15 protein-coding genes are annotated in these 17,328 nt (G+C 68.3%); 10 read left to right on the top strand and 5 right to left on the bottom strand.

Annotation, left to right across the window (positions count from 1 at the left end; all coding sequences use genetic code 11):
- Positions 1–26: 26 nt before the first annotated feature.
- Genes ACT3CF_RS02780 through ACT3CF_RS02765 form a run of 4 tightly spaced genes read right to left on the bottom strand, consistent with a single transcriptional unit; the run spans position 27 to position 4,427 of the window.
- Positions 27–974, bottom strand: coding sequence for a 50S ribosomal protein L11 methyltransferase (locus tag ACT3CF_RS02780; RefSeq protein WP_478420202.1), 948 nt, complete (start codon positions 972–974; stop codon positions 27–29).
- Entirely contained in the window at positions 964–1,668 is a 705-nt protein-coding gene (locus tag ACT3CF_RS02775) for an SDR family NAD(P)-dependent oxidoreductase (RefSeq protein ID WP_478420201.1), read from the bottom strand. Before ACT3CF_RS02775 ends, ACT3CF_RS02780 begins: the two co-directional genes overlap by 11 nt.
- A gap of 56 nt (positions 1,669–1,724) precedes the next feature.
- Positions 1,725–3,086, bottom strand: coding sequence for a methyl-accepting chemotaxis protein (locus ACT3CF_RS02770; protein ID WP_478420200.1), 1,362 nt, complete (start codon positions 3,084–3,086; stop codon positions 1,725–1,727).
- A 15-nt stretch (positions 3,087–3,101) separates the two neighbouring features.
- On the bottom strand, positions 3,102–4,427 hold the full coding sequence (locus ACT3CF_RS02765; RefSeq protein WP_478421324.1) for a methyl-accepting chemotaxis protein: 1,326 nt from the start codon (positions 4,425–4,427) through the stop codon (positions 3,102–3,104).
- Positions 4,428–4,696: 269 nt separating this feature from the next.
- Here ACT3CF_RS02765 and sdhC point away from each other — a divergent pair, with 269 nt between their 5' ends.
- From sdhC to zapE, 7 genes are all read left to right on the top strand, one after another.
- Positions 4,697–5,053 (top strand): succinate dehydrogenase, cytochrome b556 subunit, encoded by a 357-nt coding sequence (gene sdhC / locus ACT3CF_RS02760; RefSeq protein ID WP_478420199.1) that lies wholly within the window; start codon positions 4,697–4,699, stop codon positions 5,051–5,053.
- Positions 5,046–5,435: a succinate dehydrogenase, hydrophobic membrane anchor protein gene (gene sdhD, locus ACT3CF_RS02755; RefSeq protein WP_478420198.1), complete on the top strand. Its 390-nt coding sequence runs from the start codon at positions 5,046–5,048 to the stop codon at positions 5,433–5,435. The genes sdhC and sdhD overlap by 8 nt, the downstream gene beginning before the upstream one ends.
- The gene (gene sdhA, locus ACT3CF_RS02750) at positions 5,435–7,252 is read left to right on the top strand and encodes a succinate dehydrogenase flavoprotein subunit (protein WP_478420197.1); all 1,818 of its coding nucleotides are present in this window, start codon (positions 5,435–5,437) and stop codon (positions 7,250–7,252) included. The genes sdhD and sdhA overlap by 1 nt, the downstream gene beginning before the upstream one ends.
- Before the next feature lie 189 nt (positions 7,253–7,441).
- Positions 7,442–8,392 carry a C13 family peptidase gene (locus ACT3CF_RS02745; RefSeq protein ID WP_478421323.1) on the top strand — a complete coding sequence of 317 codons (951 nt, stop codon included), beginning with the start codon at positions 7,442–7,444 and terminating at the stop codon, positions 8,390–8,392.
- 121 nt (positions 8,393–8,513) lie between these two features.
- Positions 8,514–9,296 carry a succinate dehydrogenase iron-sulfur subunit gene (locus ACT3CF_RS02740; RefSeq protein WP_478420196.1) on the top strand — a complete coding sequence of 261 codons (783 nt, stop codon included), beginning with the start codon at positions 8,514–8,516 and terminating at the stop codon, positions 9,294–9,296.
- A 35-nt stretch (positions 9,297–9,331) separates the two neighbouring features.
- Positions 9,332–9,799, top strand: coding sequence for a PaaI family thioesterase (locus ACT3CF_RS02735; RefSeq protein ID WP_478420195.1), 468 nt, complete (start codon positions 9,332–9,334; stop codon positions 9,797–9,799).
- Positions 9,800–9,841: 42 nt separating this feature from the next.
- A complete protein-coding gene (gene zapE, locus ACT3CF_RS02730) occupies positions 9,842–10,954 on the top strand; it encodes a cell division protein ZapE (RefSeq protein WP_478420194.1) in 1,113 nt (370 codons plus the stop codon).
- Between the two features lie 30 nt (positions 10,955–10,984).
- Here the strand turns inward: zapE and ACT3CF_RS02725 are convergent, their stop codons facing one another.
- A complete protein-coding gene (locus ACT3CF_RS02725; RefSeq protein ID WP_478420193.1) occupies positions 10,985–11,842 on the bottom strand; it encodes a hypothetical protein in 858 nt (285 codons plus the stop codon).
- 355 nt (positions 11,843–12,197) lie between these two features.
- Here ACT3CF_RS02725 and mdh point away from each other — a divergent pair, with 355 nt between their 5' ends.
- The 3 genes from mdh to ACT3CF_RS02710 all read left to right on the top strand — a co-directional run bounded on the left by mdh (position 12,198) and on the right by ACT3CF_RS02710 (position 17,327).
- Positions 12,198–13,160 carry a malate dehydrogenase gene (mdh, locus tag ACT3CF_RS02720; protein WP_478420192.1) on the top strand — a complete coding sequence of 321 codons (963 nt, stop codon included), beginning with the start codon at positions 12,198–12,200 and terminating at the stop codon, positions 13,158–13,160.
- A gap of 101 nt (positions 13,161–13,261) precedes the next feature.
- The gene (sucD, locus tag ACT3CF_RS02715; RefSeq protein ID WP_478420191.1) at positions 13,262–14,146 is read left to right on the top strand and encodes a succinate--CoA ligase subunit alpha; all 885 of its coding nucleotides are present in this window, start codon (positions 13,262–13,264) and stop codon (positions 14,144–14,146) included.
- Between the two features lie 250 nt (positions 14,147–14,396).
- Positions 14,397–17,327 carry a 2-oxoglutarate dehydrogenase E1 component gene (locus ACT3CF_RS02710; protein WP_478420190.1) on the top strand — a complete coding sequence of 977 codons (2,931 nt, stop codon included), beginning with the start codon at positions 14,397–14,399 and terminating at the stop codon, positions 17,325–17,327.
- Position 17,328: the final 1 nt, after the last annotated feature.

Genomic DNA, 17,328 nt, shown 5'->3' with positions numbered 1-17,328 from the left:
CCGGGGGCGGGACCGGGCTTCGGCGTTCAGATATCGAGCGCCCAGCCGTCGCGCCCCTTGGGGTCCGGCGGCGTCGTCGGCACATAGCGCGTGGCGCCGGCGGCCAGCCGCAGGATCGTCCAGTCGCCGCGACGGTCGACCAACTCCAGCGTACAGCCGCACGCCTCGAACGCCGCCACCACCTGCGCCCGCTGCGTCTCGAGCAGCCCGGCAAGCACGATCTTGGCGTTCGGCGCCGCAATGGCGGCAAGTTCGGGCGCCATCGACACCAGCGGCCCCGCCAGGATGTTGGCGATCACCAGGTCATAGGGCGCACCGGCGGTGATCGCGTCGGAAAGCGCGCCGTCGGCGACGATCAGCGCGACCCCGTCGATCGCATTGGCCGCGGCATTCTCGCGCGTGACGTCGATCGCGGCGGGATCGATGTCGGTCGCGGTGATCGTGGCATCGGGCCACAGCCACGCCGCGGCAAAGGCGAGCAGGCCGGTGCCGGTGCCGACGTCGATCACGTTTGCGAACGACCGCTCGGCCATGCCGTCGAGCATCGCCAGACAGCCGGAGGTGGTCGCATGGTGCCCGGTGCCGAACGCCCGCCCGGCGTCGATCCGGAAAGCCCGCCCGCCCGTCGGCGCTTCGGCGGGATGCGCGCTGGTGTGGACGACGAACCGCCCCTCGCGGATCGGCTCCAGCCCTTCCTGGCTCAGCGTCACCCAGTCCTGCGCGACAAGCGGCTCGACGACGGGCTCGACGCCCGCCGCGCTCGGCACCAGCGCCTTCAGCGCCGCCAGCATCGCGGCATCGGGCTCGTTTTCCAGATAGGCGTCGAGCCGCCAATGCTCGACATCGTCCTCCACCGTCTCGGTGGTCATCAGCACCGCGTCGATCTCGATCATGCCGGCATCGATCGCCTCGGCCTCGGCGCGGGTGCACGGAAGGGTCACCTTCCAGCTGTCGATCGCGGCCTCAGCGGACATAGCTGGCTCCATTCGCGTCGAGCACCGCCCCGGTCATCGACGCGGGGGCGTCGAGCGCGCAGAAGCGCACGATCGTCGCGATCTCCTCGGGCATCGCCACGCGGCCGAGCGGAATGTCGGCCAGCAGCTTGTCGCCGCCGCGGCTCTCCAGATAATCCTCGGCCATCCCCGTCATCGTGAAGCCGGGACAGACTGCAAACGCCAGGATGCCCTGCGCGGCATAGGCACGCGCGATCGACTTGGTCATGCCGACCATCCCCGCCTTCGATGCCGCATAGTGCCAGTGCGCCGGGCTGTCGCCGCGATAGGCGGCGCGGCTGGCGACGTTGATGATGCGGCCGCCCTGCCCGCGTTCCTGCCAGTGGCGCACCGCCAACCGGCACAGTTCGGCTGCGGCGGTGAGGTTGACGCGCATCGTGCGCTCCCATCCCTCGACCCACGCGTCATGATCGGCGTCGAGCGGATTGGCCTCGAAGATGCCCGCATTGTTGATGAGCACGTCGATCCGCCCGTCGAGCGCGTCGAGCGCCTGCCGCCAAAGCTGTTGCGGCGCCGCCGGATCGGTGAAATCGGCGGCGATGCCGCTGCGCGTGCCCTGCCCGACCAGAGCCACGCGTTCGTCGTCCGAAAACAGCCCGGCTGTCGCCGCGCCGATGCCCCGGCTGCTGCCGGTGAGAAGGATGTGCGTCGTCATGCGCCGGACCTAGCGCGCGACGGCGTCAGCGTCACCCCGCGATGCGTGCCCGGGCCTCAGGCCGCGACCGACGACGAGAAGCTGTCCGCCGCCGACCGCAGCTCGACCAGTCGCGCATTGGCGTCGGCGACATCGTGCTGAAGCGTCTCGATCTCGCGCGCGACATGCTTGGTGTCCTCGCGGATGGCGCCGATGGTGGCCGACATCGAATCGGCCGCCAATGCGGTTTCGTCGACGGCGGCGGTGATCGCGGTCACCGTCTGCGCCTGCACCTCCATCGCGGTGCGAATGCGGTTGGCGCTTTCCTGCACCTCGGCCACCGTCGCGCGGATCGACGCGTTGGTGTCGACCGTCGAGCGCGTCGCATGCTGGATCGCCGCGATCTTCGCCGCGATGTCGTCGGTCGCCCGCGCGGTCTGGTTCGCCAGGCTCTTCACCTCCTGCGCCACCACCGCAAAGCCGCGCCCCGCATCGCCTGCGCGCGCCGCCTCGATCGTCGCGTTCAGCGCCAGCAGGTTGGTCTGCCCCGCAATGTCGCGGATCAGCCCCAGGATCGATTCGATCGACTTGGCATGGTCGGACAGCGCCTCGCTCATCCCCACCGCCTCGCTCGCCTGGCTCGACGCGCGCGTCGCGATCTCCGCCGCCGCCTCGACTTCGGTGCGCGCGTCCTCGATCGCCCGGATCAGCCCCGCCGCGGTATGCGCCGCCTCGCGCATCGCCACCGCCGACTGCTCCGCCGCCGCCGCGACCTCGCTCGCCTTGCCCAGCATCCCGCGCGCCGATTGCGACGCGTCCTGCGCCTGCGCGCGCACGCGATCGGCAATCGCCGAGGCGCCGGTGATCGACTCGGCGATGTCCGACCGGAAGGTCTCGGCCTGTTGCTGGCGCTCGGCGCGCGCGATCTCGGCGTCGCGCTTGCCCAGTCCCGTCGCCATCAGTTCGGCCTCGAACATCGACATGCGCTGCATCACGTCGAACAGCCGCAGCTTGCGCGCCGCATCGTCGGCCAGCGCGGTGTCGATGATCCGCATCGTCGCGCTCTGCGCCGCCGAAAAGGCAGAGATCAGCGTCGACAACGGTACATGGGCGCGGTGCGCGGCGGCGGCATTGCGGAACGCCGTCTCCATCCAGTGCGGATCAAAGGGCCGCGAATATTTGGCCTCGGTATAGTCCGCGCTCTCGCGGATGCGCTTTTCCAGCCGTTCGGGGGTGAACAGCGGGCGCAGATGCGCCGACCCGGCCGAATCGAGATAATGGTCCCAGAAGCCGCGCGCGATCTTGTCGTAATGATCGGCCAGCATGGCATGGATTTCGGCGCAACCCTCGCGGATCGCGCCGTCCCAGTCATAGTCGCGCAGGCGCTGGGCGACGGGGCGACTATCCCCGCTCCAGCGCGCCGTCTCGCGCAGCTCCATGGTCGCTTCCTCTCCTCAAGCCGCGACTTTCGTGACGAAATCGCTGGCACTGCCCTTCAGCGAGCCGAGCTGGCCGTTGAGCGTCGAAAAACCCTGGCCCACCTGGTCGATCTGCGACGCCACCGCCTCGGTGTCCTCGCGGATGGCGCCGATGGTGGCCGACATCGAATCGGCCGCCAATGCGGTTTCGTCGACGGCGGCGGTGATCGCGGTCACCGTCTGCGCCTGCACCTCCATCGCGGTGCGGATGCGGTTGGCGCTTTCCTGCACCTCGGCCACCGTCGCGCGGATCGACGCGTTGGTGTCGACCGTCGAGCGCGTCGCATGCTGGATCGCCGCGATCTTCGCCGCGATGTCGTCGGTCGCCCGCGCGGTCTGGTTCGCCAGGCTCTTCACCTCCTGCGCCACCACCGCAAAGCCGCGCCCCGCATCGCCCGCCCGCGCCGCCTCGATCGTCGCGTTCAGCGCCAGCAGGTTGGTCTGCCCCGCAATGTCGCGGATCAGCCCCAGGATCGATTCGATCGACTTGGCATGGTCGGACAGCGCCTCGCTCATCCCCACCGCCTCGCTCGCCTGGCTCGACGCGCGCGTCGCGATCTCGGCCGCCGCCTCGACTTCGGTGCGCGCATCCTCGATCGCCCGGATCAGCCCCGCCGCCGTATGCGCCGCCTCGCGCATCGCCACCGCCGACTGCTCCGCCGCCGCCGCGACCTCGCTCGCCTTGCCCAGCATCCCGCGCGCCGATTGCGACGCGTCCTGCGCCTGCGAACGCAGGTCGGCGCCCTCGCGCGACGCGACCTCGACCGTCGAACCGATCGAATCGCGGAACTCGTTCGCCAGCCGGTCGCGCTCGATCTGCGCGCTGTGCTCGCGATACATGTTGTAGATTTCGACGGTGATGTCGCTTTCCAGCGCCGACAGCCGCATCAGCGTGTCGATCAGCTGCGGCAGGCGCGAATCATCGTTGCCGATCCGCCGCATCAGCACCGCCAGCGCGGCGCGGTCGCTTGCATTGATCATCGACAACAGCGCCATCGGCTGCACCTTGGCGACATAGGCGGCGGCGACCGATCGCTCGATCGATTCGATCCATCCCTTGCCCGCGGTGTCGAGGAAACGGTCGCGCAGAAAGCTGACGCCCAGCTCGATCATCCGGTCATGGTCGGCGGTCGCCCAGTCGCGCTCATGCGCGAAACAACGCTGCCACTGCTGCCAGAAAGCTTCTGAAATCGAACGGATTTCAGGTTCCAGCACCTCATAGGCGGCGCGGCTCGACGCCATCAGCGAACCGTCGAAATCAAAGATGCGCAGGCGCGCGCCGATGTCGATCTTGGCGCTCATCGTCCCGGCGGCGGGCAGGTCATTGGTCGAAGGCACGGTCGGCAGATCCCCTGCAACGGCCTGAAGCGGCCGCATTTTCCATCCCCAGCTATGCGCCGAACTGGTTAAGGGGGGGTTAGTCAGGGGCGCTGCCCCTTGATGCAGCTTGCATCCTCCGAACGGGGGTATAAGGAAGCCCCGTCGAAGCGAAAGGAACGTCCTTGGCCAACGTCCGCAATTCCGCGCGACCGCTGTCGCCCCACCTGTCGATCTGGAAATGGGGTCCGCACATGGCGGTCTCTATCATTCACCGCGCCACCGGCTCCGGCCTGGCGACCGTGGGCACGATCCTGTTCGTGTGGTGGCTCGCCGCGATGGCCTCGGGCCAGGCGGCTTATAATTTCTTCATCGATCTGTTCACGCTCCAGTCGGGCGCGCTCAACATTGTCGGGCTGGTGTTCGGCATCGGGCTGACGCTCGCCTTCTTCCAGCACATGGCGTCGGGCATCCGGCACCTCTTCCTGGACGCCGGCGTGAACTTCGAACTCAAGACGAACAAGCGGACGGCCCAGCTCACCTTCGTCTTTGCGGTCCTTGCCACCATCGCCTTCTGGGCCTTCATCTTCCTGGGGAAGCATCATGGGTGACGGCACCAAGCTCGGTCGCGTCCGCGGCCTCGGCTCTGCCAAGCATGGTGCCGCCGATTGGTGGCACCACAAGATCAGCGCCGGATCGAACCTGATCCTGGTGCCCTGGTTCCTGCTGTCGGTGGCGATGCTGCCGGCGTATGATTATGCGACGGTCACCGCCTGGATCGCCCAGCCGCTGGTCGCCGTTCCGCTGATCCTGCTCGTGGTCAGCGTCTTCTATCACTTCCACCACGGCCTGACCGTCGTGATCGAGGATTACCAGCACGACGAAACGCGCTTCGTGCTGCTGATCGCGCTGAAGTTCTTCGCCATCGCCGCGGGCACGCTGGCGGTGTTCTCGATCCTCAAGGTCGCCTTCACCGCGGGAGCAGTCGCATAATGACGACCGCCTACAAGATCATCGACCACACCTATGATGCCGTCGTCGTCGGCGCGGGCGGCGCGGGCCTCCGCGCGACCATGGGCATCGCGGAAAGCGGGCTCAAGACGGCCTGTATCACCAAGGTGTTTCCGACGCGCAGCCACACGGTCGCGGCGCAGGGCGGCATCGCCGCCAGCCTCGGCAACATGGGGCCGGACCACTGGACCTGGCACATGTACGACACCGTCAAGGGGTCGGACTGGCTCGGCGACCAGGACGCGATCGAGTATCTGACGCGCGAGGCACCCGCTGCGGTCTATGAACTCGAACATGCCGGCATGCCGTTCAGCCGCACCGACGAGGGCAAGATCTATCAGCGCCCGTTCGGCGGCATGATGCAGAACATGGGCGCCGGCCCGCCCGCGCAGCGCACCTGCGCCGCGGCCGACCGTACCGGCCATGCGATGCTGCACACGCTGTATCAGCAGAGCCTGAAGTACGACGCGGACTTCTTCATCGAATATTTCGCGCTCGACCTCATCATGGAGGCCGATGCCTCGGGCGTTCCCCAGTGCCGCGGCGTGATCGCGCTGTGCATGGAAGACGGCTCGATCCACCGCTTCCGCAGCCATGCGGTCGTGCTGGCGACCGGCGGTTACGGCCGCGTCTATCAGTCGGCCACCTCGGCGCACACCTGCACCGGCGACGGCGGCGGCATGGTGCTCCGCGCCGGACTGCCGCTCCAGGACATGGAGTTCGTCCAGTTCCACCCGACCGGCATCTACGGCGCGGGCGTGCTCATCACCGAGGGCGCGCGCGGCGAGGGCGGCTATCTCACCAACTCCGAGGGTGAGCGCTTCATGGAGCGCTATGCCCCCTCGGCGAAGGATCTCGCCAGCCGCGACGTCGTGTCGCGCTCGATGGCGATGGAGATCCGCGAAGGCCGCGGCGTGGGCAAGGAGAAGGATCATATCTACCTTCACCTGAACCATATCGACCCGAAGATCCTGGCAGAGCGCCTGCCCGGCATCACCGAGACCGGCAAGATCTTTGCCGGCGTCGACCTGACGCGCCAGCCGCTGCCGGTGGTCCCGACCGTCCACTACAATATGGGCGGCATCCCGACCAACTATCACGGCGAAGTCGTCACGCTCGCCAACGGCAACCCCGACACGGTCGTTCCCGGCCTGTTCGCGGTGGGCGAGGCAGCGTGCGTGTCGGTCCACGGCGCGAACCGCCTGGGCTCGAACTCGCTGATCGACCTCGTCGTGTTCGGGCGCGCCACCGGCAAGCGCATCGCCGAGATCATCAAGCCGAACACCCCGCATCATCCGCTGCCCAAGGGCTCGGAAGAGGCGGCGCTGAGCCGGCTCGATCATTTCCGCCATGCCAAGGGCGGCACCGCCACCGCGGCGATCCGTATCGACATGCAGAAGACGATGCAGCGCCACTGCGCCGTGTTCCGCACGCACGAGCTGATGGCCGAGGGTATCGAGCACATGGACCAGGTCTATGCCTCGATGCAGGACGTGAGCATCGCCGACCGTTCGCTGATCTGGAACACCGACCTGATCGAGACGCTCGAGCTCGACAACCTGCTCGTCCAGGCCCAGGTCACGATCCGCTCGGCGATCAACCGCAAGGAAAGCCGCGGCGCACACATGCACGAGGATCATCCGGATCGCGACGACGCGAACTGGATGAAGCACACCATCGCCTGGCACGAAGGCTGGGGCGGCAAGGGCGGCGCGGTCTCGATCGACTACCGCCCGGTGCACGACTACACGCTCACCGACGAGATCGAGTACATCAAGCCCAAGAAGCGCGTGTACTGATCGCCGTCCGGCAGCGCCGGTCGCAGGAAAATGGGGGGAGGGTGCCCGGCGGCGCCCTCCCCCTTTCCGTATCCGCCGCCCGCATGTCGCGATCGCGGCTTGACTCGCCCGCCCCCCGCTTCAGACTGGTCGCGACAAGGGATCGGCGGGGTCGTGCGCATGCGTCTTCGGGGATTGGCCGGTGCGTTGATGGGTTTCGCCCTGCTCGGGGTCGCGCCGGCGCACGCCCAGGCGGTCGCCCCGCCCGAACACCGCCGCGACTGGCCACCGCTCATCGGCAGCGACGAGGATCCCGCGACCGCAATCGACGCCGCGCCCCAGCTCGAACGCGGCCGGACCCCTGCGGCGCTGCTCGACCAGCATCGCCGCCTCGCCCGCACACTCGACGCGCTCGCACCGCAACGGCACGGCGTCGTCGACGCCTATGTCCTCACGGTCGCGCTCGACAGCGACGCCGTCTTCGCGCGCGAGGCGCGCGAGGCGGGCCGCGTCCTTGCCCGCCGCTATGATGCCGGCAGCCGCACGCTCACGCTTGCAGGCGCCACCGGGCGCGATCCCGACGACCTGCCGCACGGCAGCCTCGCCACGCTCGCGGTCGCGCTCGCCCGCGTCGCCGAGCGGATGGACCCGCGCGAGGATGTGCTCGTGCTCTACCTCACCGCGCACGGGGCGCGCGCGGGCATCGCCTATCACGACGGCGATCAGGGCTATGGCCTGCTCTCGCCCGCGCGCCTCGCCGCGATGCTCGACGGGCTCGGCATCCGCCGCCGGCTGGTGATGCTGTCGGCCTGCTATTCGGGGGTATTCGTGCCGCTGCTCGCCTCGCCCGACACGGTGCTGCTCACCGCCGCGTCGAGCGAGCGGACCTCGTTCGGCTGCCGCGCCGACAATGACTGGACCTTCTTCGGCGACGCGCTGGTCAACCATGCGCTGCGCCGCCCGCAGCCGTTCGAGGGCGCCGCGACCGAGGCACGCGACTCGATCAGCCGGTGGGAGATCGCCGCGCGCCTGCCCCCGTCGGATCCCCAGCTCTCGATCGGCGCCGACGCCGCCGGGTGGCTCGCCCGGCTCGAAGCGCGACTGCCCGCCACTGCGACGGCGCCGGTCGGCGCCCCCGCCACCGCCGCGCTCGATCGCTAGTTCGGGGCCGAACCGGCGCTTCGATCCCCACGATATGCACATGAACGCCGGTACGGGTTGCATCGGGTGTTGAGCCGGTCCAAGGGATTGGCTATCGGGCACCCCAGAAAAGGAACATCCGATGGCCGAATTTCTCCTGCCGAAGAACAGCAAGATCACCTCTGGCAAGGAGCACAAAGCCGATCCGGGCGCACAGCGGGTCAAGAAGTTCAAGATCTACCGCTACGATCCGGATGCGGGCGAGAATCCGCGTTACGACACGTTCGAGGTCGATCTCGACGAGTGCGGCCCCATGGTCCTCGACGCGCTGATCAAGATCAAGGGCGAGCAGGACAGCTCGCTCACGTTCCGCCGCTCGTGCCGTGAGGGTATCTGCGGCTCGTGCGCGATGAACATCGACGGTCGCAACGGCCTCGCCTGCACCACCGCCATCGAGGACATCAAGGGCGAGATTCGCATCACGCCGCTGCCGCACATGGACGTGATCAAGGACCTCGTGCCCGATTTCACGCACTTCTATGCGCAATATGCCTCGATCAAGCCGTGGCTCCAGACGGTGTCGACCACGCCGTCGGGCAAGGAACGGCTCCAGACGCCCGAACAGCGCGACAAGCTCGACGGGCTGTACGAGTGCATCCTGTGCGCCTGCTGCTCGACCTCGTGCCCCAGCTACTGGTGGAACTCGGACCGCTTCCTCGGTCCGGCGATCCTGCTCCAGGCCTATCGCTGGCTCGCCGACTCGCGCGACGAAATGACCGGCGAGCGCCTCGACCAGCTCGAGGATCCGTTCCGCCTCTATCGCTGCCACACCATCATGAACTGCGCGAATGTGTGCCCCAAGGGCCTCTCGCCCGCCAAGGCGATCGCGGAAATCAAGAAGATGGAAGCCGAGCGGTCGTTTTGAACGCCGAATCGCCGTTGAATCGATCGGAAAGTGGGATGGAGGCGGCTCCGTCCCACTTTCGCTATGCGCCCGATCCGCGGCATCCCGGCTGGATGCTGTGGGAGCTGGCCGACGACGGGCGGTTCAACCAGGTCTATGGCCCGCTGGGCGTCCGGGCTGAGGGCGCGGGCGTCCGCGTCCGCATGTGGCCCGAACGCCGCCATTCGAACCTCAGCGACATCGTCCATGGCGGCGCGCTGCTCGGCTTTGCCGACATGGCGCTGTTCGCCGGCGCGCACGGGCTCGGCATCGAATTCACCGGCCCGGCCGCGACGCTCGACCTGTCGATGCGCTTCGTCGCCGGCGCGCCGACCGATGGCGGCCCCGTCGACGCCGTGCTCGAATTGCTGCGCGAGACCGGGCGGCTGGTCTTCCTGCGCGGCGTGATGATGCAGGGCGACGCCGTCATCACCGACTTTACCGGCACGATCCGCAAGCCTTCGCGCCCGCGCGCCGCGCCCTGATTCCGGCGCGACCGCCGGCCGCGCCCACAGACGAGTGTATCGATGAGCCGAGTTCCCGATCGTTATCGCGCGCTGGTGGCCGCGGGCGAGTTGCGCCCCGACGCCGAACAGGCTGCCGCCGCCGAACGCCTCGGTGCGCTTCAGGCCGAGCTTGAGGAAAGCCCGCGCAAGGGCAGCATCCTGTGGCGGATCACCGGGCGCAAGCCGGCGGCGCCGCGCGGCGTCTATATGTGGGGCGGCGTCGGCCGCGGCAAATCGATGCTGATGGACCTGCTGTTCGACTGCGTCGCCATCCCCAACAAGCGCCGCGTCCATTTCCACGAGTTCATGCTCGAGGTTCACGAGCGGCTCAACGTCGAGCGTCAGAAGGACACGCCCGATCCCGTGATCGCGGTCGCCGCCGCGATGGCGGCCGATCTGCGGCTGCTCGCCTTTGACGAGATGGTGGTCAACAACGCCGCCGACGCGATGATCCTGTCGCGGCTGTTCACCGAGATGATGGCGAACGGGCTCACCGTCGTCGCCACCTCGAACCGCCCGCCCCACGATCTCTACAAGGACGGGCTCAATCGCCAGCTCTTCCTTCCCTTCATCGCGCTGATCGAGGCGCGGATGGACGTGCTGACGCTCAACGGTCCGGTCGATTACCGGCTCGACCGGCTGGGAACGATGCAGACCTGGCTCGTCCCCAACGGGCCGGAGGCGACGGCGACGCTGTCCGCGGCCTTTTTCCGCCTCACCGACTATCCGGTCGAGGATCGCGCCCGCGTTCCCGCACTCGACCTGGCCGTTCCGGGCGGACGCACGATCCATGTGCCCAAGGCGGTCAAGGGCGTGGCGGTGTTCTCGTTCAAGCGGCTGTGCGGCGAGGCGCGCGGCGCCGCCGATTATCTGGCGATCGCGCATCGCTTCCACACGGTGATCGTGGTCGGCATCCCGCGGCTGGGGCCGGAGAACCGCAACGAGGCCGCGCGCTTCGTCACGCTGATCGACGCGCTCTACGAAAACCGCGTCAAGCTGCTCGCGGCCGCCGATGCCGATCCCGACACGCTCTATATGGAGGGCGACGGACGCTTCGAGTTCGAACGCACCGTTTCGCGGCTGCACGAAATGGGGTCCGATTCGTATCTTGCCGCGGGGCATGGCGAGGCCTGACCGGTCCGGCGGCGCCGCCGTCGGTCGGTTTCAGTTGCCCTCGCCTTCGGCCTCTGCCGCCCCCGCCGCGTCGCGCGTCTCCATCCGATAGTCGAAACGGATCCGGACCCAGCTGCCGACGAGCGCGCGCCCGCCGACACGCGGCGGCAGGACGCGGAACTGCCACGCCGCCTGGCGCAGCGCGCCGGCAAAGCCCGAACCCGGCGGGCTCTCGCCCAGTTCCTGGCAATCGACCACGCGATAGCCCGGCGCGGTCCGGCATGCGACGAGCCCCCAGCCCGAACGGCGCGCGCGGCTGGGGATATAGGGCGCCATCTGCGCCCGGCGGGGTCGCGTGTACCAGTCGGCGGCATAGAGCGTCTCGCCGCGCGGCCCCTTCCCCACCACCGCGCTGTCGGCCGACACCCCGCCGCCGCCGCCCGCCGCCTCGGCGCGCTCGCTCGTCGACGCCGCCGCGCCGGCGGGCTGTCGCGCCAGGTCCGATGCCGCGAAGTCGCGCCGCGTCAGCCGCACGAAATTGGCGGGCAGTGTGGCCGGCGTCGTCTCGACCAGCGGCGAGGGCGCCGGGCTCGGCGCCGCCCGCGGCCGTGGCGCCTCGGCAGGCCGCGCGCGCGTCTCGCCCGATTGGGGCGCCGTGCGCTGCGCGGGCTTGGCATCGGGCACCACCGTCGGCGCGTCGTTCGACCCGATCGCATGGTCGAGGCCGAAGGTCAGCGGGACGCGCGGCGGCTTGGGGCGCAGCGTCGGCATCAGCGCATAGGCCAGCATCAGCCCGATCAGCAGTTCGACCGCCAGCGCCAGCCCTGCCGCGGGACCGCGCCGGCGCAGGCGCGCGCGCCATCCGGCAAGGGGCCAGCGATCGGCCGCGGAGGCCTGCGGGAAGTGCATGTCCTGGATCGTCCGTCACGGCGCGGCAGAAGGCCGCGGCGGCGCCACGCTAGCCGCTGACGCGGTGCAGCGAAAGCCCCGGCGGATCGCATCGCCACGCCCGCCGGGCTTGGGCTGTACGGGCGGACATGCTAGGATAAGCGCCGTTGTTGACATGCGTTCGCAGGCGGCTCCGCACTGCGCGGGAACGGCTTTGCCCGAGCTTATTGCAGTTGCAAATCGTTATCAGAAATAAATCCGGGCCCGCGCGTTTCCCGGCTTGCCGCCACTCTATTATACGCCTAAGCCCGGCGCGCTTTCCAATGGGCGCCGTTACTGCGCCCGCGGCTGCTTGAACCAAAGCAAGGGAGATTCCATGGCCCGCAAGAAGATCGCGCTGATCGGCTCTGGCATGATCGGCGGTACGCTCGCGCACCTCGCCGCCATGCGCGAGCTGGGTGACATCGTCCTGTTCGACATCGCCGAGGGCACGCCGCAGGGCAAGGCGCTCGACATCGCCCAGTCCGGCCCCGTCGACGGTTTCGACGCCAGCCTCAAGGGCGCGAACAGCTACGAGGACATTGCCGGCGCCGACGTCTGCATCGTCACCGCGGGCGTTCCGCGCAAGCCCGGCATGAGCCGCGACGACCTGCTCGGCATCAACCTCAAGGTGATGAAGGCGGTCGGCGAGGGCATTGCCAAGCACGCCCCCGACGCGTTCGTCATCTGCATCACCAACCCGCTCGACGCGATGGTGTGGGCGCTGCGCGAATTCTCGGGCCTGCCGCACAACAAGGTGGTCGGCATGGCCGGCGTGCTCGACTCGGCGCGCTTCCGCACCTTCCTCGCCGAGGAGTTCCAGGTGTCGGTCGAGGACGTCACGGCGTTCGTGCTCGGCGGCCATGGCGACACCATGGTCCCGGTCGTCGAATATTCGACCGTCGCGGGCATCCCGATCCCCGACCTCATCAAGATGGGCTGGTCGACCCAGGAGCGCATCGACGCGATCGTTCAGCGCACCCGCTCGGGCGGCGGCGAGATCGTCGGCCTGCTCAAGACCGGCTCGGCCTATTACGCCCCCGCCACCAGCGCGATCGCGATGGCGGAGAGCTATCTGAAGGACAAGAAGCGCCTGCTGCCCTGCGCGGCGCACCTCACCGGCCAGTACGGCGTCGACGACCTTTACGTCGGCGTCCCGATCATCATCGGCGCGAACGGTGTCGAGCGCGTGGTCGAGATCGAGCTGCGCGGCGACGCCAAGGCGAACTTCGACGTCTCGGTCGAGGCGGTGAAGGAACTGCTCGTCGCGTGCAAGAACATCGACGAATCGCTGAAGTGATGTACTGCCCCCGGTGCAAGCCGGGGGCAAAACGGCTAGACGCCCCCTCGTAAGGAGAGATCCCGGCCGGTGCCGGGATGCGAGCAAGGACGAACCCACCGATGAGCATTCTCGTCGACAAGAATACCAAGGTCATCGTGCAGGGCATGACCGGCGCGACCGGCACCTTCCACACCGAACAGGCGCTTGCCTATGGCACGCAGATGGTCGGCGGCGTCACGCCCGGCAAGGGCGGCAGCACGCATATCGGCCTGCCCGTGTTCGACACCGTCGCCGACGCCGTGTCGAAGACCGGCGCCAGCGCCTCGGTCATCTATGTTCCGCCGCCCTTCGCGGCCGACTCGATCCTCGAGGCGATCGACGCCGAAGTGCCGCTGATCGTCTGCATCACCGAGGGCATTCCGGTGCTCGACATGGTGAAGGTCAAGCGCGCGCTGTCGGGCTCGAAGTCGCGCCTGATCGGTCCGAACTGCCCCGGCGTGCTGACGCCGGGCGAGTGCAAGATCGGCATCATGCCGGGCTCGATCTTCTCGAAGGGCTCGGTGGGCGTCGTGTCGCGCTCGGGCACGCTCACCTACGAGGCGGTGTTCCAGACGACCAACGCAGGCCTGGGCCAGACCACCGCGGTCGGCATCGGCGGCGACCCCGTCAACGGCACCAACTTCATCGACGTGCTCGAGCTGTTCCTCGCCGACGACAAGACCGAATCGATCATCATGATCGGTGAGATCGGCGGTTCGGCCGAGGAAGAGGCCGCGCAGTTCCTGAAGGACGAGGCCAAGCGGGGCCGCAAGAAGCCGATGGTCGGCTTCATCGCGGGCCGCACGGCGCCTCCGGGCCGTCGCATGGGCCATGCCGGCGCGATCGTGTCGGGCGGCCAGGGCGGCGCCGAGGACAAGATCGCGGCGATGGAAAGCGCGGGCATCCGCGTTGCCGCCAGCCCCTCGGAGCTCGGCTCGACGCTCGTCGAGGTGCTCAAGGGCTGAACCGCACCGGCCCCCTTCCCATATGGGCGGGGGCCGTTGCCGACGGACTGGGCGTTCGGACGGGGGAACCCGCGCCAGCGCCCAGCGTCGTCCCAGGTCCGGTCCGCCGGCCCTCGGTCGACGTTTTCTACGGGGCGCCGCGCGCGGGTCGGCGGCGTCTCGCCATCGCCGGGCACCGCCACCCGGCGCCGCGACCCGAGTAGCGAAGTTCCGCTCCACGAGCCGGGCGGAGCAGTAGGGATGAGCAGCAATGGGCTATGAAGGCCTCGATTTCGACGAGATTGCCGGCGGCGTCAGCCCGGCCTTCGTCGAGACTCTGTACCGTCGCTTCAAGAGCGACCCCAATTCGGTCGAACCCGGCTGGCGCAGCTGGTTCGACGGCCTCGAGTCCACCGCCAGCGGGCCGAGCTGGGCCAATCCGCGCTGGCCGCTGAGCGAGACCGACTCGCTCACCGCCGCGCTCGACCCGACCCAGATGGAGCCGGCGCCCAAGCCCGCCAAGGGCGGCAGCCAGCCCAAGCCCGCCGCGGCTCCCGCGTCGGAAGCAGACATTGCCAAGGCTGCGGGCGATTCGATCCGCGCGATGCTGCTGATCCGCACCTATCGCGTGCGCGGTCACCTCGCCGCCAATCTCGATCCGCTCGGCCTGTCGCGCCACGACCTGCCCGCCGACCTCACGCCCGAATATCACGGCTTCACCGCCGCCGATCTCGATCGTCCGGTCTATATGGGCGGCGTGCTCGGCCTCGAGAAGACGACCGTGCGCGAGCTGGTCGCGATCCTGCGGGCCAATTACTGCGGCAATGTCGGCCTCGAATACATGCACATCGCCGATGTCGAGGAGCGCCGCTTCCTCCAGGAGCGCATGGAGGGCAAGGACAAGGCGATCACCTTCACCGCCGACGGCAAGAAGGCGATCCTGTCCAAGGTGATCGAGGCCGAGCAGTGGGAAAAGTTCCTCGGCAAGAAATATGTCGGCACCAAGCGCTTCGGCCTTGATGGCGGCGAGGCGATGATCCCCGCGCTCGAGGCGGTGATCAAATATGGCGGCCAGATGGGCGTGCGCGAGATCGTGTACGGCATGGCGCACCGCGGCCGCCTCAACGTCCTCGCCAACGTGATGGCAAAGCCGTTCCGCGTCATCTTCCACGAATTCGCCGGCGGCTCGGCCAATCCCGAGGATGTCGGCGGTTCGGGCGACGTGAAGTACCACCTCGGCACCTCGACCGACCGCGAGTTCGACGGCATCAGCGTCCATATGTCGCTGGTCGCCAACCCCTCGCACCTCGAGGCGGTCGATCCGGTCGTGCTCGGCAAGGTGCGCGCGCTCCAGACGATCCGCGGCGACCTCGGCAAGCACGAACAGGCGCTGCCGGTGCTCATCCACGGCGACGCGGCCTTTGCGGGCCAGGGCATCGTCTGGGAAACGCTCGGCTTCTCGGGCATCCGCGGCTACAACACCGGCGGCTGCATCCACTTCGTCATCAACAACCAGATCGGCTTCACGACCAGCCCGCAGTTCGCGCGCTCGTCGCCCTATCCGTCGGATGTTGCCAAGGGCGTCCAGGCGCCGATCCTGCACGTCAACGGCGACGATCCCGAAGCCGTGACCTTCGCGTGCAAGATCGCGATCGAGTTCCGTCAGACCTTCCACCGCGACATCGTGATCGACATGTGGTGCTATCGCCGCTTCGGTCACAACGAGGGTGACGAGCCCAGCTTCACCCAGCCGCTGATGTACGCCAAGATCAAGCAGCACCCGCCGGTGAGCGCGGTCTATGGCGAGCGGCTGAAGGCCGAGGGCGTGGTCGATCAGGCCTTCATCGACGAAAAGACGCACCAGTTCACCACGCTGCTCGAAGGCGAGTTCGACGCGGGCAAGACCTATCTGCCCAACAAGGCGGACTGGTTCGCCGGCCGCTGGTCGGGCCTCGGTGCGCCGGCCGACGCCGAAACCGCGCGCCGCAACGTCGAGACCGGCATCGAAAAGAAGCTGTTCGACAGCCTGGGCCGCACGCTGACCACCGTTCCCGAAGGGCACGAGATCCACAAGACGCTCGCCCGCGTGCTCGATGCCAAGCGCGAGATGTTCAAGTCGGGCCAGAATTTCGACTGGGCGACCGGCGAGGCGCTCGCCTTCGGGTCGCTGCTGTCGGAAGGCTTCGGCGTCCGCCTCTCGGGCCAGGATTCGGGTCGCGGCACCTTCTCGCAGCGCCACGCGGTCTGGGTCGATCAGAAGACCGAGACCAAGTATATCCCGCTGTCGACCGTGCCGCACGGCCGGTTCGAGGTGCTCGACTCGCCGCTCAGCGAATATGGCGTGCTCGGCTTCGAATATGGCTATGCGCTTGCCGACCCCAAGTCGCTGGTGCTGTGGGAGGCGCAGTTCGGTGACTTCGTCAACGGCGCGCAGATCATGATCGACCAGTTCATCGCGTCGGGCGAGTCCAAGTGGCTCCGCGCCAACGGCCTGGTGATGCTGCTGCCGCACGGTTATGAGGGTCAGGGCCCCGAGCACAGCTCGGCGCGTCCGGAACGCTTCCTCCAGCTCTGCGCGCAGGACAATATGCAGGTGGTGAACATCACCACCCCGGCCAACTATTTCCACCTGCTGCGCCGGCAGATGCATCGCACCTTCCGCAAGCCGCTCATCCAGTTCACGCCCAAGTCGCTGCTCCGCCACAAGATGGCGGTGTCGAGCGCCGAGGACTTCCTGGGTGAAAGCCACTTCAAGCGCATCCTGTCGGACCCCAACGCGCCGGCGGACAAGGACGTGAAGCGGCTGGTGCTGTGCACCGGCAAGGTCGCCTACGACCTTATCGAGGCGCGCGACGCGGCAGGCGACAAGAACACCACGATCGTCCGGATCGAGCAGCTCTACCCGTTCCCGGGCGAGCCGCTCACCGAACGCCTGAAGCGCATGACCAATCTCGAGGATGTGGTCTGGGCGCAGGAAGAACCGAAGAACAATGGCTATTGGTTCTTCGTCGAGCCGCTGATCGAGCAGTGCCTGATCGACGCGGGCGTCAAGCCGCAGCGTCCGCGCTATGCGGGCCGCGCCGCGGCGGCCTCGCCCGCCACCGGCCTGATGAAGCGCCACACCGCCGAGCAGGGCGCGCTCGTTGCCGACGCGCTCGGCCATAATGTCCGCGAAGAAATCCGCCGTACCCGGAAGGCTTGAA

This window comes from Sphingomonas chlorellae (genome assembly GCF_056485145.1).
Note: the sequence above shows the minus strand (reverse complement) of the source record. Positions and strands in the feature narration are given on the sequence as shown.